The sequence below is a fragment of the Tepidiforma bonchosmolovskayae genome (assembly GCF_008838325.1).
Classification (GTDB): domain Bacteria; phylum Chloroflexota; class Dehalococcoidia; order Tepidiformales; family Tepidiformaceae; genus Tepidiforma; species Tepidiforma bonchosmolovskayae.
The window spans coordinates 2,454,136-2,479,894 of record NZ_CP042829.1; the positions used below are offsets into that span (position 1 = coordinate 2,454,136).

Sequence of the window (25,759 nt, forward strand, 5' to 3'; positions counted from 1 at the left end):
ATGGTCGGCACGGTGTCTTGCCGGCCTCGATCGCCACCGGCTACGCTGACAGGTGACCCCTCATTCGCAGCGGAGGAACCGCGCATGTCCACCCCGGCGTCGAAAGAGCTCCGCCCCGACGGGAAACTCCGGCTCCCGCCCGGCCAGCACCTCACCACCGGGTGGCCGGTCCTCCACTACGGCAGCATCCCGCGCATCGACCTCGAAACCTGGCGCTTCCACGTCTGGGGGCTCGTCGAAGAAGAGAAGTCGTTCACCTGGGAGGAGTTCAACGCCCTCGGCCAGGTGACCGACACGAGCGATATCCACTGCGTCACAACCTGGAGCAAGTTCGACAACACCTGGGAGGGTGTGCCGTTCCGCGCGCTCTACGATGCCATCCGGCTGAAGCCCGAAGCGAAGTACGCAATGATTCACTGCTACGGCGGCTACACGACCAACCTGCCGCTCGAAGACCTGTTGCGTGAAGGCGTCCTTTTCGCCCACTCCCACAACGGCCAGCCCCTGACGAAAGAGCACGGCTGGCCGATGCGGCTGGTCGTCCCCCATCTCTACTTCTGGAAGAGCGCGAAATGGGTCGGCGGCATCCAGTTTCTGGACCGCGACCGGCCGGGCTTCTGGGAGACCTACGGCTACCACATCTACGGCGACCCCTGGAAAGAGCAGCGCTACGCGTAGTTGCCGGCGGCAGTCAGGATCGAGCCCTTGATCGCAAACGTGCAGTAATCAGGAACGGCGCGCCGCCGAGAGAGGCGTACAGCGCGCCGACAACCACGCCCTCCATCATCGCTCCCGGCACGCCGACTTCGTCGGCGTCGTTCCGGACCAACACGATGGCCCAGAGCAGCATCGTACCGAGGCTACCGCCAAGAAAGGGCGCCAGCGAGCCACACCGACGCCACTTCCAGACCGTGAAGACGCCGACGAAGAAGAGCACCGCCGGTCCGGCTAAGCTCGCGGCGCTCTGGAGTTGCCCATCCGGCAGGGGCCACGGCAGCAGCCAGATTCCCTGAACCAGGACTCCGAGCAGAGCTGAGAACAGAGCTGAGAGAGAATGGCTGCGATTCATGCCCGACGCGCGAGGCGGGGCCGCTCAACAAAATGATGCGGCCCCAGCTCCGTCTTCAGCGGGGCCTGCCTAAGCTGGCCAGGTCGTCGCCAGATTTCACCTCGCCCATCCCCAGCGCGGCGTGGTTAGCTGACATGAGTGCCTGCACGGCTGCGACCCGCACGTCCGGATCGGCATGGACGGTGACCGTTGTTCCATCGGGCATCCAAAGCGTCGTAGCTGTTTGGAGGTCCATCGCCGGCACGCCCCGCACGCGGTAAGGAGTTGAGAACCCAGCCTGTCGCTGGATCGCCTCGGGTTGAGGTAGGGCGTTCGGGGTGCGCACGATCACCTGGAGCGGAGGAACGCAGCTCGGCCCATCTCCGGTGTCAAGCGGGGTGCACTCGCCGTAGATGAGGTACAGCGAGCTGGCGAGTCGGTCCTCCTTCTCCCCGGTCATCTCAGCGCGGAGGACATACTCGACGGTCTGAGCCTTCGTGAGGTTGAGCCCCTGGAACTGCTCTCCCAGCCAGAGGACTCTTGCCTTGTCCCATGTGCGTGCGACCTCCACCGCCCCGCGATCGAGGACCCCCGGGTGGGAATTCGCCGGGTCGGCCACCCGGTAGGTCCTCCCGGGAGCAGGCTTTTCGCCCTGACCCGCCCACACGATCGAGGCTGCGAAACCCCCTGCTGCCAGCAACCCGATCAAGATGAATACCGAAAAAGGTCGTACGAATTTCAGATTTATGTGTCCATTAATAGGCATCATTTCCCACCATGTTGATGTAGGCGACGTATCCGTCCCAATTTCAGGCAAGCGCACCGCCGCACTTTGCGATCGCTAAATCGTTACCCCAATATCACCAGTGCGGAGGATTGTGCTATCCTCCGTCGCTTATCCACCGGTATATTACATCAGATCTGCCGTCGATGAATCCATGGTACCATACGCAATGTGTGCCATAATTTGCGTCGAAGTCGTCGAAATGTGGAGTAGCGGCATAGGCCTGCCCGCCATTGGTTGTTGGTGCAACCTCATAACGAAAATGATACCTGTCTCTGAGATATCCGTTATTACTTGCCGCCGAGTCATCGCTCGTCGTGCAACCTCCGTTGTCCCAAAAATACTGACCTCCTGAGCGCTCTTCATAGCCGCCATGATCAGATCGTTTAGCATGTTGGAAGACATGATCGTGAAATCCATTGCCATTGGTAAATACGATTGATACTGGATCAATAGCAGTATTACAGCCTTGCAAATAGCTGTACATACCGAAAGTTTGGTCTATAGGAGCATCTGCGGATGCAAGTATGCCCGACAGTGCCAGAGCTACGGCCACCGCAGCTGCAATTGGGAGGGCCGCACCTTCACGGCAGCGGCGTCCTGCTTTGATGCGGGAGAAGGTCTCTATCAAGGACATAGTCATGTCTCCCTTCACGTGTGAAGTCAGTCTTGCAACTGCCGCCAACAGATTGGGTGAAGCCCGCTCTCCCCGCAATACGGCTCTTTGGCCCCCGCCGATCGGCCGGGGTCATCCGGCCCCCTCCTGCTCGCGCAGCCAAATGGCAAGCGAGACACGGTTCGTCACGCCAGCCTTGCGCATGGCGGACTCGACGTAGTGCTTCACGGTGGACGCGCTCAATCCGAGCGAGCGGGCGATTTCCGCGTTGGTCATGCCGCGGGCCACGAGCCCGGCCACTTCGCGCTCCCGCGGGCTGAGTTGCGCCTGGTGCATCGTTCACCTCCGGCCGCTCCGCTCCCGGAGTGCCCGGGGATGTAATAGCACAAATCCGGGGCCGCTTCCATCACTGGAGGTTAATCGTGGGCGATTGGCCGCGACCGCAGCGGACGAGAGCAAGAAGGGCACGGGGATGCCAACCCGGACCCATCGGCCAATGCCAGCTGATCCCCGCCGTTGGGGGGGGCGGCTGAATTCCGCTGCGCGGGCCCCTCGTTCAGGCTCTGTGGCGAACTGCAAACCCCAGGGCGCCCAGCAGTGCTGCCAGCGCGACGAGTCCGGCGCCTGCGATACCCAGGGGCGTGGACCTACGTGATTCGTCGCCAGGAAGCTGGCCGGTTGCAGGCGGGTTGGGCGCGGCGCCGACCGGCGATGGGTCACCCGTTCCGGGAGGCGCGGCCGCAAAGTTGTCCAGCAACCGCGTAACCCCGGGGATCAGTTCCATTTCCACGAAGAGCCGCTGGCCGCGGCTGTTGTAGAACGTCAGCCGGGCTCCGGCCCTCGAGCACGCCGCCGGCTGGCCCGCCTCGCCGAGTCGCAAAGCGAGCGGCGGCGAGCCTGCCGATACGCCATCAGTCGCGACCCCTGTGCAACGCTCGCCGTCCGCACGCACCTCGACAGAACCGAGGAAGGCCCCGAGAGAGGCCCTGTCTGGCCCGTTCGAGACGCTCGCCAGCGCTTCCGATGACAGGAGGACCGTCGATGTGCGGCCGGGATTGCGCACCGGGTCGAGGACCGCCAGCTCGACACCGAGCGAATCATCGACGACGGGAGCGTCGACGCAATCGCCCCGGACTCCCGGCCACACCCGGGTGGGGCCATCCGGCAGCTCCCGAGGGAGCGGGAATGATACCGAAAATGTCCCGGCGGTTGATACTGCGGCGTTCGTTCTAGCGGTGTTCGAGGGTTCGAACGGCGTGATCACCTTCGGGTCGCCGCGGTCGCGGATGAAGAGCCCGACCTCGACCTCCCGACCTGCACAGGAGGCCGGGAGGTTGCCGACGACGTTCATCGCAGCATCTCTTCCGACGACGCTAACTGGAAACGAAGCGCGGATGCTCGGCGCGGGCGCCTGGGCTGCAGCCGGCGCAAGGCGCGCAGCAAATATCAGCAGTGAAACGCTCGCCAGGATGAGGGTTCGCATGGTTCCTGCTCCTTTCCTGGCCTTACCCGGCCGTCGGCGGTGTACCGGACCGTCTCCGAACCGTCCAGGCCCACGTGCCGACGAAGCTGAAGATGATGCTCAAGACGAGGACCACGAACAGCTCAACGGCGCCCACTGGTCCGAGCAGGACCCCGCCGACAACCAGAACGGCAAAGAGCAGAAACGCGAGCAAGACAAACGCAAGGGCGGACACGGGAGCCTCCAGCGATCAGCTTCATGTCGAGAGCGGCCGCGCCCGGCTGCGCGGCCCCGGCGGTTGGTCGGGCACGTACCCGGTAGATGCAACGTTGCACCAGTGCGAACTGTTCCATGCTCGCGTTCGCACCAGGTCCGGCCCCGGTGCACCGGACGCAATTCTGTTGCTGCAGAGACGCTAGTCGAGGTGAGGCTCGCCCCGCAATACGGCTCTTTGGCCCCCGCCGATCGGCCGGGGTCATCCGGCCCCCTCCCGGTCGCGCAGCCACATCGCCAGTGCCACACGGTTCGTCACGCCGGCCTTGCGCATGGCGGACTCGACGTAGTGCTTCACGGTGGACGCGCTCAATCCGAGCGAGCGTGCGATCTCCGCGTTCGTCATCCCGCAGGCCACGAGCCTCGCCACGTCGCGCTCCCGCGGGCTGAGTTGCCCCTGGTGCATCCCGTTACCTCCGGCCGCTCCGCTCCCGGAGTGCCGGGGAAGGTATACCACAGATCGCAGGCGACTGCTATCACAAGGATGAAAGAATCGACCGGTACCGGGACGCGCTACCGGACGATGACCTGCCCGGACATTGCCGCGCCGTGCACCCCGCAGGTGTACGCGAAGACGCCGGGCTCCATGAACTCGAACTCGAAGTTGCCGCTCCGCAGTTCACCGGAATCAACCGCCTCGCCCGCGAAGGCGCCCATGACCCGGTGACTCACCTTCCCGCGGAAGCTCCAGGTCACCCGCGTGCCGACCGGTACCTGCAGGCTGCGCGGCTGAAAGCGGAAGTCGGTCACGGTGATCGTCGTCAGGTTCGCCGGAAGCGCGCCCGGTTTCGTCGGCGTCGCCTCCGGCGCACCCGCTCCGCCGCTGCAGGCGCTCCCCAAGACTGCCAGGCAAACGGCGATGGCGGCGATCCGCCCCCTCATGACTCCACCGATGCGATGTACGGGTACAGCGGCTGCCCCCCGTCGATGACCTCCACCTCTGCGCCGGGGAACCGCTGGCGTACCGCATCACCCGCAAGCCCGGCCTCCCCGCCTTCCCCCACGTAAACGGTTACGAGCTTGCCCGCGCCGGCCCCTGCCGCCGCAAGGCCTTCGACCAGCGCGTCCTCGAGCGTCGCCCGGGCCGCTTTGAGCCGGCCATCAACCACCGCGATCGCCTGGCCCGCCTCCACGCGGACGCCATCCGCCGCCCGCGACGCCGCTGCGCGCGTCACCTCGACCGTTCGAACGGACTTCGCGGCTTCGGCCATCCGGCTGACGAGTTCCGCCGCCCGGCCTGCGGGGTCGAACATCAGCGCCGCTGCGACCCCCTGCGGGAGGGTTGTCGTGGGTACGATGTGCAGGGTGCACCGTGCGAGCTGCGCCGCCTGCTCGGCGGCGAGCAGCACGTTCTTGTGGTTCGGGAGCACGATGACGTCGGCCGTACCCATCGCCTCGGCCGCATGTGCGATGTTGCCCGCTGCCGGCTTTTCAACCACCCCAAGGTCCACCACCCGCGCGCCGAGGCTCTCGAACAGCCGGTCGAAGCCGGTCCCGCGGCTCAAGGCCAGCAGGCCCACGGCAGGGGTCGCGCCGCTCCCGGCCGTTTGGAACCGCGCGCGCTGGGCGTCCATGTCGTCGACCTTTACCCGCTCGGGCCGGCCCAGCCCTGCCATCGCTGCGAGCAGGGCCTCCGGCTGCTCTGTGTGGACGTGCACTCGCGCCAGCCGCTCGTCGCCCACCACCACCACGCTCTGTCCCAGCTCCTCGGCCAGCGCCCTGACGCGCGCAAGATCAAGTACGACGCCGCCCAACGGCTCGAGCACGAACTCGGTGCAATAGCCGTACGTATCGCCCGCGTGCGCGGCGGCGAACTCCATTGCGTGGCCGCCCGCGCCGAACTCCTCCAGCTGCAGCTCCTCGCCCTTCAACCGCGCGAGCATCCCCCCGAGCAGGACGCACACGCCTTCTCCCCCGGCGTCGGGCACCCCGGCTTGCCGCAGCGACTCCAGCTGGTCGATGGTCCGCTCCTCGGCCTCCCGCGCGGCAGCAACGGCAGCTTCCAGCACCGCGAGGCACGGGAGCCCTGCGCCCTCGCCGGGCATCCGTACGGCGGCGGCCTGCGCCGCCTGCGCCGCTTCGCGCAGCACCGTCAGCATCGTCCCCTCCTGCGGTCGGCTGACGGCGGCATATGCGGCCTCGGCCGCGGCCAGCAGTCCGGCGGCAAGCCGCGCAGCGTCGAGTTCTGCCGCGCCCGCAACCCCCCGGGCGAATCCCCGCAACGCCTGCGAGAGGATGACGCCGGAATTCCCGCGCGCCCCGTACAGCGCGCCGCGCGCCGCTGCCTCGGCCACCGCGGCTGCGCTGCTCCCGCCCGGGACCTCCCTCGCGGCGGCCGCCGCCTCCCGGAGCGTAGCCGCCATGTTCGAGCCTGTGTCGCCGTCCGGCACCGGGTACACGTTGATGGCGTTGATTGCCGGTGCCGCCGCGGCAACGGCCGCAGCCCCCGCTTCGAAGAGCGCCCGCAGCCCATCGCCATCCACCCGGAGCACCGGGCTCCCGCCGCCGCTCACGCGCTGCCACCCGGCCCGGTTTGGCCGCTATCGAATCCCGGTGCTAGCATGAGAGTTCGATTCTGCCACGGAAGGAAGCATCACGCATGGCCAGTGGAGCATGCGACGTCTGCGGCAAGACCACCCAGTTCGGCCGGCACATCCGCCACACCCACGGCGGCCGCTGGGAGCGCAAGGCGACCAAGAAGTCGCGGACGTTCCGACCCAACGTGCACAAGCACCGCATCTTCTTCGGCGGCGCCTCGCTCCGCGTCAACATCTGCACGCGCTGCCTGAAGACCATGACCAAGTCCGTCTAGCGGACCGCGCAGCGCCCCGCGCCGAACGGCCGGCTCCCTGGGGAGCCGGCCGAACTCATGTCTCCGCGAACGCCCTGCTCTGGCTAGCCGGCCGCGGCAAACCGATGAAGCGCTGACGCCAGCTCCTCCTCGACGACGCCTGGAACCTCGAGCACCGCCTGGAGCCAGGCGGGCCGCTGCCGCGCGCACACCGCGACAGGGTTCGGTACCGGGCACTCGGCCGTCGCGAGCTCCGCAAACCGCCGCACGTACTCCCGCGGCCGGAGGTCCGACCCGAGTTCGACCAGCGCGAAGGGGTCGGGCGCTGCGTGCGCGCCCGGGACGCCGCGTACGACGGCCGGCCCAGGCCGGTCGCCGCCGCCCGCAAGGCCCGGCCCGTCAAGGATGGCCACACCGCGCACTTCCCGCGGGCGTGCGCCGGCGAGCAGGAGCCCGATGTATCCGCCGAGCCCCCGTCCCACGATGGTCGCCGGCCCGATGGCAGCCAGGGCCACATCGGCGTCACCCATCAGCACTTCAGCGGTGTAGCCCCCGCCCGAGGGCACTGTCGATGCCCCATGCCCCGTGAAGTCCAGCGCGTACACGGCGCCCGGCCACGCAGAAAGGCTGCCCGGCACCCCGGCCGGGGAGCGCTCCCCCAGCGCATGCAGCAGCAGGAGCCGTGGGCCGGAACCCTCGCGCAGGGTGTGGAGCGCCAGCTTCACCCGGTTGTGCTGCAGGAACACGGTCATCGAAGAAACTCCAGCACCAGCTCGGCCACCCGGTGGGGGTGCTCGATGTGGATGAAATGACCCGTGTTCTCGAACGGGATAATCTCCGCCTGCGGCGGCAGGTACGGGAGGAGCGCCCGGTGGTTCGTGCCCCAGCCCATCTCCTCCTCGACCGTTGCGGTCAGGCCCAGCAGGGGCACACGCAGCTCCTTCAGCCGGTGCAGCGACCACTCCGGGCTCCATGGCCCGAAGCCGCCGAAACGGATCGCCGGGTCGAGCTTCCACCGCCACCCGTCAGGGTCCCGCCGGGCCCCGATCGTCACCAGGTAGCGCAGCCAGTCGTCCGGCAGCCGCGGGTTCATCCGCTTGCGCCGGCGGGCCAGCTCCTCCAGCGTCCCCGGCTTGCGCAGGGTGATGTGCGCCGCCCGCCGATGATCCAGCCAGTCCGCCAGCGTCTTCTGGGTGAACCGCCGGTGCTCGTGGTCCGATACATCCGGGGCCGGGTCCCGGCTCGGCAGCCCGTCGATGACCACCAGTTTCGAAAGTCGGTACGGCAGCGCCTCAGCCAGCTGGAGCATCATGCCGCCGCCCTTCGAGTGCGCCACTACCGGTACCGCGTCGGGCGTGGTCGAATCGAGCACGGACAGCGCATCCCGGACGTCGGCGTCCCAGCTGTAGAGGGCCGCATGGTCCGAATCGCCGTGGCCGCGGTGGTCCCACGAAATCACCCGCCAGCCGGCATCCGCAAGCAGCGGAGCGAACACATCGAACGTCCCGGCGAAGTCGGAACCCCCGTGGACGAGGAACAGCGGCGGCCCATCGGCATCTCCCCATTCGCACACGTGCAGCCGCACGCCGTAGGAGTCCACCCAGCGATGGCGGTCGGGGCGCCGCGCGCCGGGGTAGCTCAGAAAGCGCGGCTCATCGATGACCGGTGCGGTCATGTCGTTCACCTTCCTTGGGGCGTCGTGAGAGAGCAGAGAGCCCGGGAGAACGTCCCGGGCGCAACGCACGATTCGAGCATCCCGCCCGCCGGCGTTGTGGGTCAAGGCGCAAAGGGGAAACGGACCGGGTCGCTCAGGGAACGAGCAGCAGGTCGACCAGCGCCGGCAGCGCAACGCCGGCAGGGGCCCGGATGATGACGTCGGCGATCTCGCTCAGCGCCGTCGCCTCCGGGTTGATTTCGATCAGCGGGGCGCCGCGCCGCTTCGCCAGCACCGGGAAGTCTGCGGCAGGGTAGACGACCGCGCTGGTCCCGATGGTGAGGAACAGGTCGGCGGCGAGGGTCTGCCGGTAGCACTCCTCGAGCGCATCCCGCGGAATCGGCTCACCGAACATCACCACGTCGTTCTTGTACAGCCCCCCGCACACCGGGCACGACGGCGGCAGCCGGTCGAGGCTCACCGTCTCCAGACGTTCGCGCGCGCCGCATTCGATGCAGCGCACCTTGTACCGGTTCCCGTGGATTTCGGTCACCCGCCGCGAACCCGCCATCGCGTGCAGATTGTCGATGTTCTGGGTGATGACGTGCGCAAGCCGCCCCATGTGCTCCAGGTCGGCCATGGCGTAGTGCCCCGGGTTCGGGGCCGCGCGGTCGATCGCCTGCGAGAACGGCGAGCCAGAGGTCTCGTGCACGATCGCCTGGCGCCACCACTCGGCCGGGTCGGCGACGAACAGCTCCCAGCCGTCGATGGTCGGCTCGCCGAACCGCTCGTAGACGCCTCCGCTCCCGCGGTACGTCGGTATCCCGCTCTCCGCCGAAAGCCCGGCCCCGACGAGCGCGACGGCGTACTGGCTGCGCCGAACGAGCGCCGCAGCCTGCCGAAGCGCGGATTCGACCGCCGGGTCCGAAAGCGCGTGCCGGGTGGAAGTCAAGCCGTCCCCTCTACCGGAAGATGATACGCCACTTCGGCGGCGTATGCGGCCGCCGCCCGGTCGCGTTCCGCTGCGCTCCAGCCGAGCTCTTCCGCGAGGATGGCTGCTACCCGCTCGTGGCAGCAGAGGCCCCTACACCGCGCCCAGCCGATGCCGGTTCGCCGCAGGAGCACGTCGCCGACGGTGAGCGCCTGTTCGTGCCGGGCAGCGAAGCGCACCTCGCCCTCGAACCCCGGGGCGTGCGGGCAGAGCACCTCCCGGCCGAGCTCGATGACGGCCGCCGCATCGCCGCCGTACCGCCGCAGGTGCCGCCGCGCCGGATGGTCGAGCCCGAGGCCGAGCAGCCGCTCCCGCCACCCGGCAGGCGGGGCGGCGAGCCAGCCCTGCGGCTTCCGGCCGGTCACCGCTTCGATCACGTCGCCCGCAAGCGGCCGGAACGTGCTGAGCTTCCCCCCGACCACGCTGAACATCCCCTTCGCCCCGCCCACCTTGCCGTGGTCAATGACGGCGTGCCGTCGCGAAATCGCCGCCTCCGGCCCGCCGGCAACTTTCTGCAGCGGCCGCAGGCCGGCATAGGCGTAGCGGATGCGCTCGCGCCGGATGTCAAGCCCGGGCAGGAGCGTCCGCCCTTCGGTCAGCAGGTAGTCGATGTCCTCCGGCGTCGGCCGCACCGCCGAGGGGTCCCCGTCGTACCGCTCGTCGGTGGTGCCGATGAGGAGCAGGTCGTCCTGCGGCACCGCGAAGAACACGCGCCCGTCGCTCTTCGCCGTGCTGAAGACCGCATCGTGCCCGGGCGGTCCGTCCAGTTCGACGACGATGTGGGACCCGCGCGTGACGCCGAGCAGCTCCGGGGGCGGCAGGTCGCCGAGCCGGTTCACGGCGTCGACCCACGGGCCCGCCGCGTTGACCACGGCCCGCGCGGGAATCGTGACGTGCTCGCCGCCGTGGTCGACCACCACCGCCTCGACGGTCCCGTCCGGGGCGTTGATGGCGACCACCGGCGTGTGATTCAGCGTGGCCGCACCGAGCTGCCGCGCCTCCCGGACCAGCTCCCACGTGAGCCGTTCCGGCGCGATCACCCGCGCATCGAAGAAAGAGAACCCGCCGCGCGTCTCGTCAGGCAAATAGGGCGCGAGTTCGCGCAGCCGCTCCCGGCTGAGGGGCCGGTGCGGAGGCACCGCACGGTACAGGGCCAGCAGGTCGTAGGCGGCGAGGCCGATACGCAGCTGCCAGCCCGGCCGCCGCGTCCACGGCAGGAGCGGCAGCAAAAACCGCTGCGGCCGCACGAGGTAGGGCCGGGTCTGTAACAGCCACGCCCGCTCCCGGAGCGATTCGAATACCAGTCCGACGTCCCCGTGCTCGAGGTAGCGGAGCCCACCGTGGATGAGCTTCGTCGACCGCCACGTCGTCCCGAACCCGTAGTCGCTCGCCTCGAAGAGTGCTGCCCGGAGCCCGGTCGCCGCCGCTGCGCGCGCGATCGCCGCCCCGTTGATCCCCCCGCCGATGATGGCAAGGTCGAGCGGATCCCCGGAGGCAAGGTCGCGCGCGCTCAAGATGCCGCCCATCCGAGCGTCCGTTCCACCGCGCGCCGCCACTCGCGCAGCCTCCGGTGGCGTTCGGCGCTGCCCAGCCGGGGCTCGAATACCCGCTCGGGCCGCCACAGCTCGGCCACCTCATCGATGCTCGACCAGATGCCTGCGGTCAGCCCTGCGAGGTACGCCGCCCCGAGCGCCGTCGTCTCGGTGGACTGCGGGCGGAGCACCGGGATGCCCGCGAAGTCGGCCTGCAGCTGCATCAGCAGGTCGTTCACGGCAGCGCCGCCGTCGACCCGCAGCTCCCGGATCGGCTCCGGCAGCGATTCATTCATCACCTCGATGAGCTCCGCGCTCGAGAGGGCGATCGCCTCCAGCGCAGCCCGCGCAAGGTGCGCCTTCGTCACCCCGCGCGTCAGGCCGAGGATGGCGCCCCGGGCGTGCGGGTCCCAGTCGGGCGCGCCGAGGCCGGTGAACGCCGGGACGATGACCACGCCCGCCGTGTCCGGAACGCTGGCCGCCAGCGGCTCGATATCGGCCGACTGGGCGATGAGCCCCAGCTCGTCGCGCATCCACTGGACCAGCGCCCCGGCCACGAACACTGAGCCCTCGATCACGTACTCCGGCCCCTGGGGCCCGGCGCCAGCTCCGAGGCTGAGCAGCAGCCCGGTCTCCGGCACCGCCGCCTTTCGGCCCGCGTTCGAAAGGAGGAAGCACCCGGTGCCGTAGGTGTTCTTCGCGACCCCCGGGGCGAACCCGCCCTGCCCGAAGAGCGCCGCCTGCTGGTCTCCGGCGGCCCCCGTAATCGGCACCCGGCTCCCGAACTGCTCCTCGCTGGTGAACCCAAACCGCGACTGCGACGGGGCCGCTGCCGGGAGCGCTGCCCGCGGCACCTCGAACAGGTCGAGCAGTCCGTCGTCCCAGCGCCCGCGTTTCACGTTAAAGAGCAGCGTTCGCGACGCGTTTGTGAAGTCCGTCAGGAAGCTGGCGCCCCCGGTCAGCTTCCAGATCAGCCAGGCGTCCACGGTCCCCGCGCAAATCTCGCCGAGCCGGGCCTGCCGGTGGAGCTCCGGGTCGTGGCGGAAGAGCCACGTGAGCTTCGTGCCGGTGAAGTACGGGTCGAGCGTGAGCCCCGTCGCCTGGCGGACTCGCTCCTCCTCGCCGGCCGACCGCACATCCTCGCAGATTCCGGCGGTGCGCCGGTCCTGCCAGACGATCGCCCGGTGGACCGGCGCGCCCGTTGCGCGCTCCCAAACGACCGCGGTCTCGCGCTGATTGGTCAGGCCGATGCAGGCGAGGTCGCCGAACGCAAGGCCGGCCTGGGCAAGCGCGACCCCGATCGCGTCGAGCGTCGTGGTCCAGATCTCCTCAGGGTCGTGTTCCACCCAGCCCGGCTGCGGGTAGTACTGGGTCAGCGGCTGCTGCCCCAATCCCACGATCGCGCCGGTCCGGTCGACGATGAGCGCGCGGGAGCTGGTCGTTCCCTGGTCGATGGCGAGGATGTACGGGGGCGTCATGTGCGGGAGTATACGAACCCCCAGCACCCGGGAAACCCTGCGCCGCTCACAGCTCCCGGTGGTGGCCGTTCCGGCGGACGCACATGTGCCCGCCCGGGTCCATCGGCGCTGTGCAGAGCGGACAGAGCGGCCGCCCCGCGGCGATGACCTCGGCAATCTGCTGCCGCAGCTCGTACCCGCTCCGGTAGTCGAACTCCATCGTCAGGCCAATCGTGTCGTCGGCATCAGGCGGCCCGTCGGCCGCAATCAGGACAATCCGCCGGTCCTCGGCATTGACGCCCATGCTCAGCTGGAACACCTGCAGGTCGAGGTCGAACGACTGCGGCGCCTCGAGCCGCGGAGGGGCATCGTCCGGCGGGAGGGGAACGTAGTCATAGCCCTCATCGTCCAGGACCGTCTCGATCGCGTCGCCGAGCGCGTTCAGCTGCTCCTTTTCGAGCCAGAGCGAGGCGGCGAACCCGGAGCCGTTCACGACGCGAAGCCGGAAGCGCCGCTGCCCGGGCCGCCCGATCGCTTCCGCCGAGATATGGATGAGGGGGCCCAGGTCTTGCGTGCGTGCCATCGCCCCGATCGTAGGGCAGGCCGGCCCTCCCGTCGCGGCCATTCGTCCTTTACCGCAGGGTCGACCCGTGCAGAAAATTCACAAAAGCCTGCGAATCCCCCGGGACATCGCGACAGAGTGTGTCGCCTTCCCGACGTAACGTGCCCCTCCACAACGCCAACCGCAGGAGGTGAGCGGTATGACCGAACAAACCCGTCGCTCGACCCGGCTCATCCGCATCCGCGACATCCTCGTCCGGCGCCCAAACGGCGTCTCGACAATGGAGCTGTCCCGCGAGACCGGCTATTCCCAGCGCACCATCCAGCGCGACCTCCAGGCGCTCGAATCGGAGCTCAACGTCCCGCTGGTCATCGAAAACCGCCGCTGGCGGATCATGGAGGGCCATCAGCCCCTCTTCGGCCCAGTCCGCCTCACGCTCCAGGAGGGCCGCGCCGTCTACTTCGCCATGCGGCTGATGCTCCGCTCCGCCGACGAACACGACCCGGACGCCCTCACGGCCCTCGAGAAGGTCGCCAACGCGCTGCCGAAAGGCATGGCCGAGCACATGCAGCGCACGGTCCGCGAGTACCGCCAGCTCCCCTTCAACCGCGAGGCCACGGATATCCTCTGCAGCATCACCGAGGCCTGGGCCAAGAGCCAGTCGGTAGCGATTGAGTACCGCTCCGCCCACTCCACGGAGGCCCGCCGCTACGAGGTCGACCCCTACATCCTCGACCACACCGAAAGCGGCACCTACCTCGTCGGCTACTCCCACACGCACGGCGAAGTCCGCGTCTTCAAGGTCGATCGCATTCGCGCGGTCGAGCAGCTTCACCGCGACTTCGAGCCGGTCGATATCGACGAGCTCGCCGAGACGCTCCGTCACAGCTGGGGCGGCGTCGTCCTCGGCGAGTCCCGGTACGACGTGGTCATCGACTTCACCCCGGCGGTCGCTGCGCGCATCCAGGAGAGCTACTGGCACGTCTCGCAGGAGCTCGAGGCGCTCCCCGGCGCCGGAGCCGGGTCGCGGACCTCCTCAAAGCCGCCGCGGAGCGCTACGGCTGACGCCTCCGCTACACTGGCGGACGTGAACCCCGCCGCCCTCGTCAGCAGCCGCCGCGACCGCGTCGCCCGGGCCTGGGCACTCGAACGCGGCGCGGTGCTGGTCGCCAGCGGCCTGCCCGTCCCAATCGCCGGAACCGACCAGTTCCACGACTTCCACGCGCACCCGGAGTTCCGCTACCTGGCCGGCGTCGGCGAACCCGCCAGCGTGCTCGCCTTTGACCCGGCCACCGGCTGGGAACTCTTTGTCACGCTTCCCACACCCGACGACCGAATCTGGACGGGCGACGGTCCCGACCTCGATGCCCTGCGTGCCCGCTCCGGCCTCGACGTCCGGCCCATCGAATCGCTCGCAGTCTGGCTCGAAGTGCGCCGCACGGAGCCGCTGGCCGTCATCGGCAATGACGACCTGCTCCATCGGCCTGGGGAGTACCGCCTGCCGCCGCTCGAACGCTTCGAAACCGCCCACGACGCAGCGCTTGCCGCGCGCCTCTCCTGGGACGTAGCCGAGGCCCGCCGTGTGAAGGACCCCGATGAGCTCGAGGCGATGCGCCGCGCTGCCGCGGCCAGCCGGGCCGGTCACCTCCTCGCACTCCGCACTGCCCGGCCCGGGCTCACCGAACGCGACCTCCAGGTCGAACTTGAGGCCGAGTTCTTCCGCAGCGGCGGCGACCGTACGGCCTACGGTTCCATCGTCGGCAGCGGTCCGAACGCCGCCGTCCTCCACTTCGCGCCGACCCGGCGGCCGCTGAACGACGGCGAACTCGTGCTCATCGACGCCGGCGCCGAAGTCGACGGGTACGCCAGCGACGTCACCCGGACCTTCCCGGCCGGCCGCCATTTCGAGGGCATCCAGCGCGACCTCTACCGGCTGGTGTACGAGGTCCAGCGCGCTGCCATCGCCGAAGCCCGCCCTGGCGTCGAATACCGGGACCTCCACCTCCGCGCCTGTGAACGGATAGCCGCCGGCCTTGCCGACCTCGGCATCCTCCGCGGCAACCCCGCCGACCTGGTGGAGATGGATGCCCACGCCCTCTTCTTCCCCCACGGCCTCGGCCACCTGCTCGGCCTCGCCACCCACGATGCCGGCGGCTGCCTCCGCGGCCGAACCCCGAGCGACCGCTTCGGCCTGAAGTGGCTCCGCGCCGACCTCCCCCTCCAGCCCGGCTACGTGGTCACCATCGAACCCGGCATCTATTTCATCCCGGCCATCCTCGACGACCCTGCCAGGCGCGAAACGTACCGCGACGTCGTCCACTGGGACCGCGTCGACGCCCTGCGCGGCTTCGGCGGCATCCGCATCGAGGACGACATCCTGGTGACTGAGGGGCCGGCCGAGGTCCTCACCGCCGGGCTTCCATCCGACGTCGACGCCATCGAAGCGCTCCGGGCGGAGGCGTTCGACCGGTGACGCAGCCGCCCCGGCTCACCATTGCCGATGTCGCGCGCTTTCCGCGCCCGGGCACGAACGTCCCCGGCGGCCTCGGCTTCACCCCGGACGGACGCGCGGTGACCTTCCTTTACTCCGCCGAGGGCAACCTGGTCCGCAGCCTCTGGCGGCTTGACCTCGAAACCGGCGCCCGCGAGGTGCTCGCTGGCCCGCCGCCCGCCACCACCTCCGAAGCTGCGCTCTCCCGCGAGGAAGAGCTCCGGCGCGAACGCGCCCGCCTGCGCGAGCTCGGCGTCACGTCGTACGAATTCGCGACGGCCGCGGCCGTCCCGGTGCTCCTCGTTCCCGGCGGAGGGCGCCTCTGGGTCCGCATCGGCGATGGAGAACTGGCGCCGCTCCCCGGGTCGGACGGCGCCATCGACGCCCACCTCTCGCCCGCCGGCGACCGTGTCGCCTTCGTCCGCGACGGCGACCTCTACGTGCAGGAGACGCGGGGCGGCGACCCCCGCCGCCTGACCTCCGACGCCGAGGACGGCCTGACGAACGGCATCGCCGAATTCATCGCCCATGAGGAGCTCGACCGCGACCGCGGGTTCTGGTGGAGCCCCGACGGCTCCCGCATCGCGTTCATCCGCGCCGATTCCCGCCATATCCCCGAGTACCCCATCGTTCACCAGGGTCGCCCCGGCATCGACGTCGAGCGCCACCGCTACCCGTTCGCCGGCCAGGCCAACGCCCTGCTCGACCTCGGTGTCATCGATGTGGCGACCGGCGCCATCACGTGGCTCGACCTCGGCCCGGACCGCGACATCTACATCGCCCGCGTCGGCTGGCGGCCCGATGGCGCGCTCGCGGTGCAGCTCCTCTCCCGCAACCAGCGCCGCCTGCGCCTCCTCCTCTTTGAAGGCGGCGCCGCCCCCCGGACGCTCATCGACGAGTACCAGGAACCCTGGATCAACCTCGCCGGCGAAACAACCTTCCTCAAGGACGGGCGCATCGTGTGGTCGACCGAGCGCACGGGTTTCCGCCACCTCGAGCTCCGCTCGGCCGATGGCGCCCTCGAACGGGTCCTGACAGCCGGGCCGTGGATGGTCACCTCCCTCCTTGGCGTCGACGAGGAAGGCGGATTCGTCTACTTCGCGGCGACCGAGGCGTCGCCGCTCGAACGCCACCTGTACCGCGTGCCTCTGACCGGCGGCCCGATCGAACGCCTCACCGGCGAGCCGGGCTGGCACACCGGCGTCCTTGCGCCAGGCGGCGGCTGGCTGCTCGACGCATGGAGCAGCCGCACCGAACCGCCCCGCGTCATCGCCCGCAACCTCCGCGACGGCCGGACCGTCGAGGTCCATGAGCCCGAAGCACTGACCCCCGCCGGCCTGGGGCTCGTCATCCCGGAGTTCCACGAGGTGACCGCAGACGACGGCACCCTGCTCTACGGCGCCCTCTACCGCCCCCCGGCTGCCGATGGACCGGTGCCGGTGGTCGTCTCGGTATACGGCGGCCCCCATGTCCAGCGCGTCATCGACGATTGGTCAGTGACCGTCGACCTCCGCGCCCAGTACCTCGTCCAGCAGGGCGTCGCCGTCTTCAAGCTCGACAATCGCGGCAGCGCCGGCCGCGGCCTCGCCTTCGAAGCCCACATCCACCGCCGGATGGGCACCATCGAGGTCGAAGACCAGGTTGCCGGCGTCCGGTACCTGGCCAGCCTCGGCGGATTTGATACCTCCCGCGCCGGCATCTACGGCTGGAGCTACGGCGGCTACATGACGCTCATGGCCATGCTCAAGGCGCCCGGCGTCTTTCGCGTTGGGGTCGCCGGCGCACCCGTGACCGACTGGGACGGCTACGACACCGCCTACACCGAGCGGTACATGGAAACGCCCGCTGCGAACCCCGAGGGCTACCGGGACGGCTCAGCCATCACCCATGCCCACCGGCTCGAAGGCAGGCTTCTCCTCGTCCACGGCATGACGGACGAGAACGTGCACTTCCGCCACACGGCGCGATTCATCGTGGCTCTGACTGAGGCCGGCAAGGACTACGACTTGCTGATCTTTCCCGAAGAGCGGCACATGCCCCGCGACCAGCGCGGCCTCGAGTACCAGGAGCGCCGCGTCATCGAGTTCCTCCTGCGCGAACTCCGGCCCCGCTAGCGGAACCGGTAGCCCGGCGCGATCCCGGCCTGGGCCGCCCACTCTCCGGCCGGCATCTTCTTCCCTCCCTCCGGCTGCACGCGCATGACCCGCAGCACTCCGCCGTTCAGGCGCACGTGGAACGTGCCCTCGTCTACCCGGAGCACCCGGCCCGGCATGCCCGGGGCCTCCTCCCCCGTGAGGCGGCAGTCGAAAATCCGCAGCCGGCCGCTCTCCACCGTCGTCCATGCCCCCGGCTGGGGATTGCAGCCCCGGATGAGCGCATACACCCGGTCCGCCGGCTCGTACCAGCGGATCTGCGCATGCTCATCCCTGCACGGCGGCTCGTACGTCGCTTTCGCGTGGTCCTGCTCGATGCGCGGGGCCCGCCCCTCACGCACGAGCCGGGCTGCCTCCGACATCGCCTCCACGCCCATCGGGAAGAGCCGTTCGAAGTAGACCGACCCCACCGTGTCGTCCGGGCCGATCGGGCACCGCCGCTGGAGCAGGATCGGCCCCGTGTCGATGCCGCGGTCGGGCCAGAAGATGGTCAGCCCGGTCTCCGTCCTTCCGAAGATGATCGCCCAGTTGATCGCCGATGAGCCCCGGTGGAGCGGGAGCAGGCTCGGGTGGTACTGGATGCTCCCCAGCCGCGGAAGCTCGAGCACCTCATGCGGGATGATCTCCGTCACGAACGCCATCGCGCACAGGTCCGGCTTGAGCGCGGCCCATGCTTCCTGCCCGGCGGCATCCTTCAGCGCCCGCGTCTCGACGACCGGCACCCCGGCCGCCTCTGCAGCAGCCCAGAGCGGGTCGTGCCGCCCGCCCGACGGACCCGGAGCGCTCGCGCCCACGACGTCAAAACCGTCGTCCCGCAGGCGCCGGAAGACCGCCTCGCCGAATGCAGCCTGCCCCATCACGACGACACGCATCTCGAGCTCCCCGCCGGAGGTCCCGGCTGCGTCAGCCTACCGCGGGCGCCCTTCTCCGCTCCACCCTGTACCCGCCGCTGACCGCGGGCCCGGCATCCCGTACACTTGCCGCATGCATCCGTTCTACGCGGTCGAGGTCATCCCGGGCGACGCCACGCACGTCGCCCGTGTTCGCCGTGCTCCCTGACGGCCGGGTTCCCCACACTTCGCACCGCAGGAGCACACTTCCCGACATGATCCAGGTCCAGCCCGCCCGGCTCGCCGATGCCGCGGCTATCCATGCGCTCGTCACCTTCTGGGCCGATCGCGGCGACATGCTGCACCGGCCCATCGGCGAAATCTACGAAGCGATCCGCGACTTCAAGGTTGCCCGCATCGACGGGGAGATCGTGGGCTGCGGATCGCTCCACATCATGGGCCCCGACCTCGCCGAAATCCGCTCGCTCGCCGTCGCCGAATCCGCCCAGGGCAGAGGGGTCGGTGCGGCCATCGTCGCGGCCTGCGTCGACGATGCCCGCGAATTCGGCCTCGAACGGGTCTTCGCCCTGACCTACCGACCGGGGTTCTTTGAAAAGCAGGGCTTCCGGCTCGCGAACGTCATGGAATTTCCGCAAAAGGTCTGGAACGAGTGCGTCCGCTGTCCGTTTTTCACAAACTGCAAGGAAGTGGCCGTTGTCCTCGACCTTCGTGGGCCTGACCTCGCCGTTCCCCTGGCGTAGACTCCGTCCGTGCCGTCCGAAGCGCACCGCTACCTTGTCCAGCGCGTTCGCGCCGACCGCCAGCTCACCCCTGAGCGTGCTTCCGAACTTGCCCGGCAGTGGCGGAAGGCCTGCACGGCAGCCGGGGTTGCCCCCTGGGGCGTGTTTGCCGGCCTCCTTGGGCTCCGCACCGATGAGCTCCTCCTCGTTGCTGCCGCTGAGACGGGTGGTGCGGCGTGGCCCGCGCTCCCGGGGCTGGCCGTCGAAGACGCGCTCGACTGCCGCCCGACGGCTCGGCCGGAGCGGCCCGAGCCGCAGTCGCGGCCCGGGGTCTATGTCTTTCGCACGTTCGAAATCGCTTCAGGCGACGTCGAGGAGTTCGTCCGCCTCTCCGCCGAGGCATGGAACTCGTTTGAAGCCGACCCTGCCTACCGGGCCGAGCCGCGTGCCCTCCTCCGTGCTGACCTCTCCGGCGACAGAACGCGGATGCTCCTGGTCACCTGGTACGACGGGCTCGCATCATGGGAGCGCTCGCGGCAGCCGGCCCCGGAAGCCCGCGCGAATTTCCAGGCCCGGGCGCGCCTGACGCGCTGGGCCCTCCCAATCGCCACCCGGCTGGTCTAGCCGCTGCAGCAGTCTCCGTCGACCACGTCGAGCGCAGCCCACGCGAGCCGCCGCCCGTGGCTCCCCGTCCCGGTCGCCGCGCCGACCAGTACGGCGCAGCCCGCGGGCAGGAATGCGAGGCGGTTGAGGTGATGTTGCACCCGTGCCGCTGCTGCAGCAGCGGCCGTCGCCCCCGCCCCCTGGAGGATCAGTCCGAAGGTCACCTCTCCGAGCTCCCCCGGGATGTCGGTCCCTCGGCACAGGCCAAGCAGCGCCTCGCCCACTCCCCGGTTCACGAACCGGACGCCGACTTCGCCCCGCTGCTCCAGCACGTCGTCCAGGCCCGTGACCCGCACCGCGAGGAACGACAGCGGCGCCCGCGGGGCGATATCGGCCTGCGCATCAAGGTGGCGCAGCAGTTCGACCCGGGAGAGCAGCCTGCGGGCCGGGGCGGTTAGTGCGGCCAAGGTCTCGGCCGCCGGGCGCGGTACGGGCTGGAGATACACGGGGAACCGGGCTGCCTCCATCGGGAAAACCTCCTCTCCTGCAGGAGGCATTCTCCCGCCGTCCATCCCTCACGCAGATAGGCGAAACCCTGAGAGCTGCCCTGCGGGCCTCCGGATCCGCAGCCGCAGCATCCCGGACTTACGTGGCTGCGCCGTTGTCCCGCCGTCCGTTCGCCCGCCGCCTCCAGTACACCGCAGCGCTGATGACGATGACCGCGAGCCACACGCCGCCGGCGCCGAGCGTGATCCGCACGTCGCGCCCCAGCCCGTCGCCGGCCACCACCGCCACCGCCGTCGGGAACACCATCCCCAGTGCCGAGTAGAGAATGAACACCCGGAACGGGATGGCGGTCATGCCCGCGACGAAGCTGATCCAGTCGAAGTTGACCGCCGGGATCATCCGAGACCAGAACACCACCCGCCCGCCCATTTCGAGGACCAGCGTGTCGATCCGTTCCGCATTCCTTCGGCCGACGAGCCGCGCCAGGTGCCGCCGGCCGAACCGCCGTGCAACCCAGAAGGCAACCGCCGACCCCAGCACCAGCCCGGCCATGCAGTACAGCGTCCCTAGCACCGGCCCCCACGCCAGCCCGGCCGCCATAAAGATTGGTGCGTTCGGGACCGGCGCGAACAGCACGGAGAGCGCCATGATGCCGATGAACACGACAGGACCGAGGATGCCGAACCCGTCGACCCAGTCGCGGAACGGCTCCGCCTCGATGGTGTACGAAATGCCGAAGTACTCGCTCGTCGCCCAGTAGACCGCGACGACCAGCAGGAACAGCACCACCAGGCCGGCCACGACCTCCCGCCGGAGGAGCAGCGGCGTCTCCCCGCCGGTCAGCCGCTCCTCGATCTCGCCCAGGGTCGGGCGCGGCGTCGTGGCCGGCTCGCTCATCCCTCCACGCTCGCGAGGTGCTCGGCCAGCAGCCGGTTGACCTCGTCCGCGGCCTCCTGCTGTACCCAGTGGCTCACGCCCGGCAGGTGCACGACGCGCAGTTTCGCCACGAACTGGTCCGTGCCTTCCGTCAGTTCCTTTCCCAGGTACCGGTCTTCGTCACCCCAGATGAGGAGCGTCGGCACCGTGACGAGCGGCACCGGGTCGGGGATGCGCGGCGGGTGGCGCAGCAGCGCGCGATACCAGTTAATGCCGCCCGAGAGCCCTTGCCTCCGCCACCCGGCGAGGAACTCCCGGATGTCCTCTTTGGTGAAGGTCCCCGGCCGGCATTCGCGGATCATCCTCCGCGCGAGCCGGTGGTACCCGCCAGCCGAAAGCGCCAGCTCGGGCAGGAGGGGCAGCTGAAAGAACAGGACGTACCACGACCGCAGCGCCTGTCGGGGCCGCAGCACACGTCGCCGGAAAATCGCCGGGTGCGGCAGGTTGCAGACGGCCAGGCTCTTCAGGCGGTCACCGTGCTGCATCGCCAGCAGCCAGGCGATGACGCCACCCCAGTCGTGCCCCACGATGTGCGCCCGGTCGATACCGAGATGGTCGAGCAGGCAGAGAATGTCGGCCTGCAGCGTCCCCGTGTCGTAGGGACCTCGCGCCTCGGTCAGGTTGTACCCCCGCTGGTCGGGCGCGATGACCCGGTACCTCCTGCGCAGCGCACGCAGCTGGTGCCGCCACGAATACCAGAATTCCGGAAAGCCGTGCAGGAACACGACCGGCTCGCCGTCCCCGGCTTCGACATAATGCATCCGAATTCCATTGACCGTCGCTTCCCTGTGGGCGAACTCCGTGGTCTCCATGCGCACCTGCCGGGGGCGATGTCCCTCTTCAGGCTATCAGAGCACGCGCAGCCGCAGGAACAGCTCCACCACCGGGAAGACGAACAGGACCGAATCGAGGCGGTCCATGAAGCCTCCATGCCCCGGCAGCAGCCCGCTCGCGTCCTTCACCCCCATGCGCCGCTTCATCCAGCTTTCGAAGAGGTCGCCCGCCATCGCGGCAATCGGGAGCGCGACTGCCAGGTGCAGCGCCGTCGACGCGCCGACGCCGGTTTCGAACAGGGCGTTCAGGCCCAGGACAGCCGCCGCGCCGGTCGCGTACCCTCCGGCCGCGCCCTCCCACGTCTTCTTCGGACTGATCCGCGGGGCCATCCGGTGCCGGCCGATCGCCCGCCCCACCGCATAGGCCCCGGTATCGACCGCGAAGGTCGAGACCAGGCCGATGAAGAACCATTCGCGCCCGTTCGGCGCATCGCGCACCAGCACCAGCATCGAAGCCAGCACGCCGAGATAGAGCGTGCACCCCGCATACACCCGGAACGGCTTGCGCGGCCCGAACGCCTGCGTCGGGGCGTATCCCAGCGCGGCGAACACTGCCGCAAATGCCGCGCCCATCAGCACAAACCGCGCATCAAGGTGCGCCGCAGCAGCGGTAACCGGCGCAATCGCGATGGTGGGGATATGGACCACGGCCTCGCGGATCGGGCGGCTCGGAATGAGCCACCCGTGCACGAACTCCAGCGAAGCCAGCAGTGAGACAAGCGCAACCGCCAGCGCGAACGGCCATCCGCCGACCCACGCCAGCCCGAGCACGATCGGCAGGCCGACTGCTGCCGTCAGGACGCGCTGCTGCAGGTTCGACACCGGCCTCCCCAGCCCGGTGCTCAGGAGGATTGCTCGCGGAACGCCTCGAGGTCCTCCTCGAGCAGCCCGCCGAACTTCCGCTTCCGGCGGCCGTACTCCGCCAGCGCGATGTCGGTATCCTCACGGCCGAAGTCCGGCCAGTAGGTATCGGTGAAGTACAGCTCCGCGTACGCCGACTGCCAGAGCAGGAAGTTCGAAATCCGCTGTTCGCCCGCCGTGCGGATCACCAGGTCGGGGTCCGGCATCCCGGCGGTCATCAGGTATCGGCTGACCAGCTCTTCCGTGACCTCCTCGGCCCGGACGCCGTCGGCAAGCATCCCGCGGATCGCCATGACGATGTCGTCCCGCCCGCCGTAGCTGAAGCAGATGTTCAGCACCATCCGGTCGTTCTCCCGGGTGAGCTCGATGGCGTCACGGACCTGCTGCTGCAGCCATTCCGGCAGCGTTTCGATATGGCCCAGCATCTGCAGCCGGATGCCGTTCCGGTGGAGGTTGTCCAGCTCCCGCCGGATGAAGTAGCGCAGCAGCCGGATGAGCGCCCGCACCTCGCGCTGGGGCCGGTTCCAGTTTTCGGTGCTGAACGCATAGAGCGTGAGGTATTGCACCCCGTGGTCGGCGAACCGCTCGATGACCCGTCGGATGTTCTCCGTGCCGGCACGGTGGCCGGCTGCCCGCGGCAGGCCCCGCTGGGTGGCCCACCGGCCGTTGCCGTCCATGATGATCGCGACATGGCGCGGAATCCGGCCGCCCGAGATGGGCGAAATCAGGTCTCCGAGGTACTCGGCTGGCTTGCCGAGGGTGCCGGGTTGGCCGGGCTTAGACCTCAAGGAGTTCCGCCTCTTTCTTCTTGCTCTCGGCGTCGATGGTCGCAATGTGCCGGTCCGTAATCTTCTGCAGCTCCTCCTCCGCCCGCTTCAGCTCATCCTGCGACATCCCGCCCTCTTTTTCGAGCTTCCGCAGCTCCTCGTGAGCGTGGCGCCGAACGTTCCGCACGGCTACCCGGGCGTCCTCGGCCTTGTGGTGCACGAGCTTCACCAGCTCCTTTCGGCGCTGCTCGGTCAGCGGCGGAATCGGCAGCCGCAGCACCTGTCCGTCAATCGCCGGGTTCAGGCCGAGGTCGCTCGACTGGATCGCCTTCTGGATTGCGGGGACCGCGCTCCGGTCCCAGACCGTCACCGTCAGCAGCCGCGGCTCCGGCGCATTGATCGTGCCGAGCTGCTTGAGCGGCGTCAGGGCGCCGTAGTAGTCAACCATCAGCGTTTCGATGAGGCTCGGGTGGGCCCGCCCGGTTCGCACCCCGTTCAGCTCCCGCCGCAGCGCCTCCACCGAGTGGTCCATCTTCTCGTCAGCTTCGAGGAGGATCTCCTCAGCATCCGCCATGGTCTGCCTCCTCCGCGTTCAGGGATGTGCCGCCGGCTCCGGCGAAGCCGAAACCAGCGTGCCAATGGTATCGCCGCGGAGCGCCCGGTACACCGCGTCCGGCGCGGCCACATCGAACACCACGATCGGCATGTGATGCTCCATGCACATGCTCAGCGCGGTGATGTCCATCACCTGCAGCCGCCGCTGGATCGCCTCGATGTGCGTCACGTGCTCGAACTTCCTCGCCCCGGGCACCTTCGCCGGGTCGGCGTCGTACACGCCGTCCACCCCGTTCTTGGCCATCAGGAGCACTTCACAGTCGGTCTCGATGGCGCGCAGGGCGCCCGCCGTGTCGGTCGTCATGAACGGGTTCCCTGTCCCCGCGGCGAAAATCACCACGCGCCCCTTCTCGAGGTGGCGGATCGCCCGCCGCCGGATGTACGGCTCGGCGACCTGCGCAATCGGCAGCGCTGTCTGCGTCCGCACCACTGCGCCGCGCTTCTCCAGGGCGTCCTGCAGCGCGAGGGCGTTCATGATGGTGCCGAGCATCCCGGCGTAGTCGGCCGTCGCGCGGTCCATTCCCGTCTCTGCAACGGTCGCGCCGCGCCAGAAGTTCCCGCCGCCAACCGATACGGCAACCTGCACACCCTCATCGACCGCCTGCTTGATCTGCCTGGCAAGGTCGTTCAGGGTCACAGGGTCGATGCCGAACGGCCGCGAGCCCATCAGCGCCTCGCCGCTCAGCTTGACGAGCGCCCGCCGATACCGCCCGCGGCCGTGACCGGTCATCGCTGACTACCGTCCCAGTTCGTACCGCACGAACCGGCGCACGCGGATGTTCTCCCCGGTCCGGGCGATGGCATCCTGCACCAGGTCCTTAATGGTCTTGCTGGCGTCGCGGATGAACGGCTGGGCGAGCAGGACAACCTCCTCGTCCGGGCCCTCGTACTTCGCCCGCTCGGGGTCATCGGCCGAGACGACCTGCGGATTCATCGCCGCCACCTGCATCGCAATGTTCCGCGCCAGCTGCCGGAACTCGTCGGTATTGGCCACGAAATCGGTCTCGCAGTTCACTTCGACCAGCACGCCGATCCGGCCGCCGGCATGGATGTAGGCGTCGACGACGCCGTTGCTCGTCTCGCGGTCCTGCCGCTTCGCCGCCGCGGCGATCCCGCGCTCGCGCAGGATCTGCTTTGCCTTCGCCTTGTCGCCGCCCGCCTCTTCGAGCGCGCGCTTGGCGTCCATCACGCCCGCCCCGGTCTCGTCCCGGAGCTCCTTAATCATTTCAGTCGTAACAGCAGCCACCTGCGAT

Annotated in this window: 29 protein-coding genes; 6 read left to right on the forward strand and 23 right to left on the reverse strand. The window is 69.2% G+C overall.

Annotated elements, in window-relative coordinates; genetic code table 11:
* Positions 1-84 precede the first annotated feature (84 nt).
* On the forward strand, positions 85-678 hold the full coding sequence (locus tag Tbon_RS12230) for a sulfite oxidase-like oxidoreductase (protein ID WP_158067959.1): 594 nt from the start codon (positions 85-87) through the stop codon (positions 676-678).
* Positions 679-691: 13 nt separating this feature from the next.
* On the opposite strand, the gene Tbon_RS14000 is transcribed toward Tbon_RS12230, so the two are convergent.
* From Tbon_RS14000 to Tbon_RS12265, 8 genes are all read right to left on the reverse strand, one after another.
* Positions 692-850, reverse strand: a complete 159-nt coding sequence (locus Tbon_RS14000; RefSeq protein WP_192497969.1) for a hypothetical protein — start codon at positions 848-850, stop codon at positions 692-694.
* Between the two features lie 274 nt (positions 851-1,124).
* Positions 1,125-1,667 carry a hypothetical protein gene (locus tag Tbon_RS12235; protein WP_192497970.1) on the reverse strand — a complete coding sequence of 181 codons (543 nt, stop codon included), beginning with the start codon at positions 1,665-1,667 and terminating at the stop codon, positions 1,125-1,127.
* A 262-nt stretch (positions 1,668-1,929) separates the two neighbouring features.
* Positions 1,930-2,469: a hypothetical protein gene (locus Tbon_RS12240; RefSeq protein WP_158067961.1), complete on the reverse strand. Its 540-nt coding sequence runs from the start codon at positions 2,467-2,469 to the stop codon at positions 1,930-1,932.
* A gap of 111 nt (positions 2,470-2,580) precedes the next feature.
* A complete protein-coding gene (locus Tbon_RS12245; RefSeq protein ID WP_158067962.1) occupies positions 2,581-2,784 on the reverse strand; it encodes a response regulator transcription factor in 204 nt (67 codons plus the stop codon).
* 220 nt (positions 2,785-3,004) lie between these two features.
* Positions 3,005-3,931, reverse strand: coding sequence for a hypothetical protein (locus Tbon_RS12250; protein WP_158067963.1), 927 nt, complete (start codon positions 3,929-3,931; stop codon positions 3,005-3,007).
* Between the two features lie 454 nt (positions 3,932-4,385).
* Positions 4,386-4,589 (reverse strand): response regulator transcription factor, encoded by a 204-nt coding sequence (locus Tbon_RS12255; RefSeq protein ID WP_158067964.1) that lies wholly within the window; start codon positions 4,587-4,589, stop codon positions 4,386-4,388.
* Between the two features lie 107 nt (positions 4,590-4,696).
* A complete protein-coding gene (locus tag Tbon_RS12260) occupies positions 4,697-5,065 on the reverse strand; it encodes a plastocyanin/azurin family copper-binding protein (RefSeq protein ID WP_158067965.1) in 369 nt (122 codons plus the stop codon).
* Positions 5,062-6,696, reverse strand: a complete 1,635-nt coding sequence (locus tag Tbon_RS12265) for a DAK2 domain-containing protein (RefSeq protein WP_158067966.1) — start codon at positions 6,694-6,696, stop codon at positions 5,062-5,064. The genes Tbon_RS12260 and Tbon_RS12265 overlap by 4 nt, the downstream gene beginning before the upstream one ends.
* Before the next feature lie 86 nt (positions 6,697-6,782).
* Here Tbon_RS12265 and Tbon_RS12270 point away from each other — a divergent pair, with 86 nt between their 5' ends.
* On the forward strand, positions 6,783-6,995 hold the full coding sequence (locus Tbon_RS12270; RefSeq protein ID WP_098504180.1) for a large ribosomal subunit protein bL28: 213 nt from the start codon (positions 6,783-6,785) through the stop codon (positions 6,993-6,995).
* Between the two features lie 83 nt (positions 6,996-7,078).
* Here the strand turns inward: Tbon_RS12270 and Tbon_RS12275 are convergent, their stop codons facing one another.
* The 6 genes from Tbon_RS12275 to Tbon_RS12300 form a co-directional block, all read right to left on the reverse strand.
* Entirely contained in the window at positions 7,079-7,726 is a 648-nt protein-coding gene (locus Tbon_RS12275; protein ID WP_158067967.1) for an alpha/beta hydrolase, read from the reverse strand.
* A complete protein-coding gene (locus Tbon_RS12280) occupies positions 7,723-8,649 on the reverse strand; it encodes an alpha/beta fold hydrolase (protein ID WP_158067968.1) in 927 nt (308 codons plus the stop codon). The genes Tbon_RS12275 and Tbon_RS12280 overlap by 4 nt, the downstream gene beginning before the upstream one ends.
* 133 nt (positions 8,650-8,782) lie before the next feature.
* On the reverse strand, positions 8,783-9,580 hold the full coding sequence (locus Tbon_RS12285) for an SIR2 family NAD-dependent protein deacylase (protein WP_158067969.1): 798 nt from the start codon (positions 9,578-9,580) through the stop codon (positions 8,783-8,785).
* Positions 9,577-11,145: a glycerol-3-phosphate dehydrogenase/oxidase gene (locus Tbon_RS12290; RefSeq protein ID WP_158067970.1), complete on the reverse strand. Its 1,569-nt coding sequence runs from the start codon at positions 11,143-11,145 to the stop codon at positions 9,577-9,579. Before Tbon_RS12290 ends, Tbon_RS12285 begins: the two co-directional genes overlap by 4 nt.
* Positions 11,130-12,629, reverse strand: a complete 1,500-nt coding sequence (glpK, locus tag Tbon_RS12295) for a glycerol kinase GlpK (protein ID WP_158067971.1) — start codon at positions 12,627-12,629, stop codon at positions 11,130-11,132. The genes Tbon_RS12290 and glpK overlap by 16 nt, the downstream gene beginning before the upstream one ends.
* A 46-nt stretch (positions 12,630-12,675) precedes the next feature.
* The gene (locus Tbon_RS12300; RefSeq protein WP_192497971.1) at positions 12,676-13,191 is read right to left on the reverse strand and encodes a DUF3090 family protein; all 516 of its coding nucleotides are present in this window, start codon (positions 13,189-13,191) and stop codon (positions 12,676-12,678) included.
* A 178-nt stretch (positions 13,192-13,369) separates the two neighbouring features.
* Between Tbon_RS12300 and Tbon_RS12305 the strand changes: the two genes are divergently transcribed.
* Together Tbon_RS12305 and Tbon_RS12310 are read left to right on the forward strand one after the other, a co-directional pair.
* Positions 13,370-15,643 carry an aminopeptidase P N-terminal domain-containing protein gene (locus tag Tbon_RS12305; RefSeq protein WP_158067973.1) on the forward strand — a complete coding sequence of 758 codons (2,274 nt, stop codon included), beginning with the start codon at positions 13,370-13,372 and terminating at the stop codon, positions 15,641-15,643.
* Positions 15,640-17,775 (forward strand): S9 family peptidase, encoded by a 2,136-nt coding sequence (locus tag Tbon_RS12310; RefSeq protein WP_158067974.1) that lies wholly within the window; start codon positions 15,640-15,642, stop codon positions 17,773-17,775. Before Tbon_RS12305 ends, Tbon_RS12310 begins: the two co-directional genes overlap by 4 nt.
* On the opposite strand, the gene Tbon_RS12315 is transcribed toward Tbon_RS12310, so the two are convergent.
* The gene (locus Tbon_RS12315) at positions 17,772-18,686 is read right to left on the reverse strand and encodes a methionyl-tRNA formyltransferase (protein WP_158067975.1); all 915 of its coding nucleotides are present in this window, start codon (positions 18,684-18,686) and stop codon (positions 17,772-17,774) included. The genes Tbon_RS12310 and Tbon_RS12315 overlap by 4 nt on opposite strands.
* A 233-nt stretch (positions 18,687-18,919) precedes the next feature.
* On the opposite strand from Tbon_RS12315, the gene Tbon_RS12320 reads away from it, so the two are divergent.
* Both Tbon_RS12320 and Tbon_RS12325 read left to right on the forward strand, forming a co-directional pair.
* Positions 18,920-19,405, forward strand: coding sequence for an N-acetyltransferase (locus Tbon_RS12320; protein ID WP_158067976.1), 486 nt, complete (start codon positions 18,920-18,922; stop codon positions 19,403-19,405).
* 9 nt (positions 19,406-19,414) lie between these two features.
* Positions 19,415-20,008, forward strand: a complete 594-nt coding sequence (locus Tbon_RS12325; protein ID WP_158067977.1) for a hypothetical protein — start codon at positions 19,415-19,417, stop codon at positions 20,006-20,008.
* Here the strand turns inward: Tbon_RS12325 and Tbon_RS12330 are convergent.
* The 8 genes from Tbon_RS12330 to Tbon_RS12365 form a co-directional block, all read right to left on the reverse strand.
* Positions 20,005-20,454, reverse strand: a complete 450-nt coding sequence (locus tag Tbon_RS12330) for a hypothetical protein (RefSeq protein WP_158067978.1) — start codon at positions 20,452-20,454, stop codon at positions 20,005-20,007. The two genes, Tbon_RS12325 and Tbon_RS12330, sit on opposite strands and share 4 nt — an antisense overlap.
* A gap of 178 nt (positions 20,455-20,632) precedes the next feature.
* The gene (locus tag Tbon_RS12335) at positions 20,633-21,391 is read right to left on the reverse strand and encodes a TVP38/TMEM64 family protein (RefSeq protein ID WP_158067979.1); all 759 of its coding nucleotides are present in this window, start codon (positions 21,389-21,391) and stop codon (positions 20,633-20,635) included.
* Positions 21,388-22,242 carry an alpha/beta fold hydrolase gene (locus Tbon_RS12340; RefSeq protein ID WP_158067980.1) on the reverse strand — a complete coding sequence of 285 codons (855 nt, stop codon included), beginning with the start codon at positions 22,240-22,242 and terminating at the stop codon, positions 21,388-21,390. The genes Tbon_RS12335 and Tbon_RS12340 overlap by 4 nt, the downstream gene beginning before the upstream one ends.
* Positions 22,243-22,278: 36 nt before the next feature.
* Positions 22,279-23,085 carry a phosphatidate cytidylyltransferase gene (locus Tbon_RS12345; protein WP_192497972.1) on the reverse strand — a complete coding sequence of 269 codons (807 nt, stop codon included), beginning with the start codon at positions 23,083-23,085 and terminating at the stop codon, positions 22,279-22,281.
* 20 nt (positions 23,086-23,105) lie between these two features.
* Complete coding sequence (locus tag Tbon_RS12350; RefSeq protein WP_225734628.1) at positions 23,106-23,912, reverse strand: isoprenyl transferase; 807 nt, start codon at positions 23,910-23,912, stop codon at positions 23,106-23,108.
* Positions 23,902-24,465, reverse strand: a complete 564-nt coding sequence (gene frr, locus Tbon_RS12355) for a ribosome recycling factor (RefSeq protein ID WP_158067982.1) — start codon at positions 24,463-24,465, stop codon at positions 23,902-23,904. Before frr ends, Tbon_RS12350 begins: the two co-directional genes overlap by 11 nt.
* An 18-nt stretch (positions 24,466-24,483) precedes the next feature.
* Positions 24,484-25,236 carry a UMP kinase gene (gene pyrH / locus Tbon_RS12360; protein WP_158067983.1) on the reverse strand — a complete coding sequence of 251 codons (753 nt, stop codon included), beginning with the start codon at positions 25,234-25,236 and terminating at the stop codon, positions 24,484-24,486.
* Positions 25,237-25,242: 6 nt separating this feature from the next.
* Complete coding sequence (locus tag Tbon_RS12365; RefSeq protein ID WP_158068312.1) at positions 25,243-25,731, reverse strand: elongation factor Ts; 489 nt, start codon at positions 25,729-25,731, stop codon at positions 25,243-25,245.
* Between the last annotated feature and the right edge of the window lie 28 nt (positions 25,732-25,759).

Bases quoted from the DNA above. Each gene is read 5' to 3' on its own strand.
- Tbon_RS12230 (WP_158067959.1), top strand. From the start codon at position 85: ATGTCCACCCCGGCGTCGAAAGAGCTCCGCCCCGACGGGAAACTCCGG.
- Tbon_RS14000 (WP_192497969.1), bottom strand. From the start codon at position 850: ATGCTGCTCTGGGCCATCGTGTTGGTCCGGAACGACGCCGACGAAGTC.
- Tbon_RS12240 (WP_158067961.1), bottom strand. From the start codon at position 2,469: ATGTCCTTGATAGAGACCTTCTCCCGCATCAAAGCAGGACGCCGCTGC.
- Tbon_RS12245 (WP_158067962.1), bottom strand. From the start codon at position 2,784: ATGCACCAGGCGCAACTCAGCCCGCGGGAGCGCGAAGTGGCCGGGCTC.
- Tbon_RS12250 (WP_158067963.1), bottom strand. From the start codon at position 3,931: ATGCGAACCCTCATCCTGGCGAGCGTTTCACTGCTGATATTTGCTGCG.
- Tbon_RS12255 (WP_158067964.1), bottom strand. From the start codon at position 4,589: ATGCACCAGGGGCAACTCAGCCCGCGGGAGCGCGACGTGGCGAGGCTC.
- Tbon_RS12260 (WP_158067965.1), bottom strand. From the start codon at position 5,065: ATGAGGGGGCGGATCGCCGCCATCGCCGTTTGCCTGGCAGTCTTGGGG.
- Tbon_RS12270 (WP_098504180.1), top strand. From the start codon at position 6,783: ATGGCCAGTGGAGCATGCGACGTCTGCGGCAAGACCACCCAGTTCGGC.
- Tbon_RS12275 (WP_158067967.1), bottom strand. From the start codon at position 7,726: ATGACCGTGTTCCTGCAGCACAACCGGGTGAAGCTGGCGCTCCACACC.
- Tbon_RS12280 (WP_158067968.1), bottom strand. From the start codon at position 8,649: ATGACCGCACCGGTCATCGATGAGCCGCGCTTTCTGAGCTACCCCGGC.
- Tbon_RS12290 (WP_158067970.1), bottom strand. From the start codon at position 11,145: ATGGGCGGCATCTTGAGCGCGCGCGACCTTGCCTCCGGGGATCCGCTC.
- glpK (WP_158067971.1), bottom strand. From the start codon at position 12,629: ATGACGCCCCCGTACATCCTCGCCATCGACCAGGGAACGACCAGCTCC.
- Tbon_RS12300 (WP_192497971.1), bottom strand. From the start codon at position 13,191: ATGGCACGCACGCAAGACCTGGGCCCCCTCATCCATATCTCGGCGGAA.
- Tbon_RS12305 (WP_158067973.1), top strand. From the start codon at position 13,370: ATGACCGAACAAACCCGTCGCTCGACCCGGCTCATCCGCATCCGCGAC.
- Tbon_RS12315 (WP_158067975.1), bottom strand. From the start codon at position 18,686: ATGCGTGTCGTCGTGATGGGGCAGGCTGCATTCGGCGAGGCGGTCTTC.
- Tbon_RS12320 (WP_158067976.1), top strand. From the start codon at position 18,920: ATGATCCAGGTCCAGCCCGCCCGGCTCGCCGATGCCGCGGCTATCCAT.
- Tbon_RS12335 (WP_158067979.1), bottom strand. From the start codon at position 21,391: ATGAGCGAGCCGGCCACGACGCCGCGCCCGACCCTGGGCGAGATCGAG.
- Tbon_RS12340 (WP_158067980.1), bottom strand. From the start codon at position 22,242: ATGGAGACCACGGAGTTCGCCCACAGGGAAGCGACGGTCAATGGAATT.
- frr (WP_158067982.1), bottom strand. From the start codon at position 24,465: ATGGCGGATGCTGAGGAGATCCTCCTCGAAGCTGACGAGAAGATGGAC.
- pyrH (WP_158067983.1), bottom strand. From the start codon at position 25,236: ATGACCGGTCACGGCCGCGGGCGGTATCGGCGGGCGCTCGTCAAGCTG.
- Tbon_RS12365 (WP_158068312.1), bottom strand. From the start codon at position 25,731: ATGATTAAGGAGCTCCGGGACGAGACCGGGGCGGGCGTGATGGACGCC.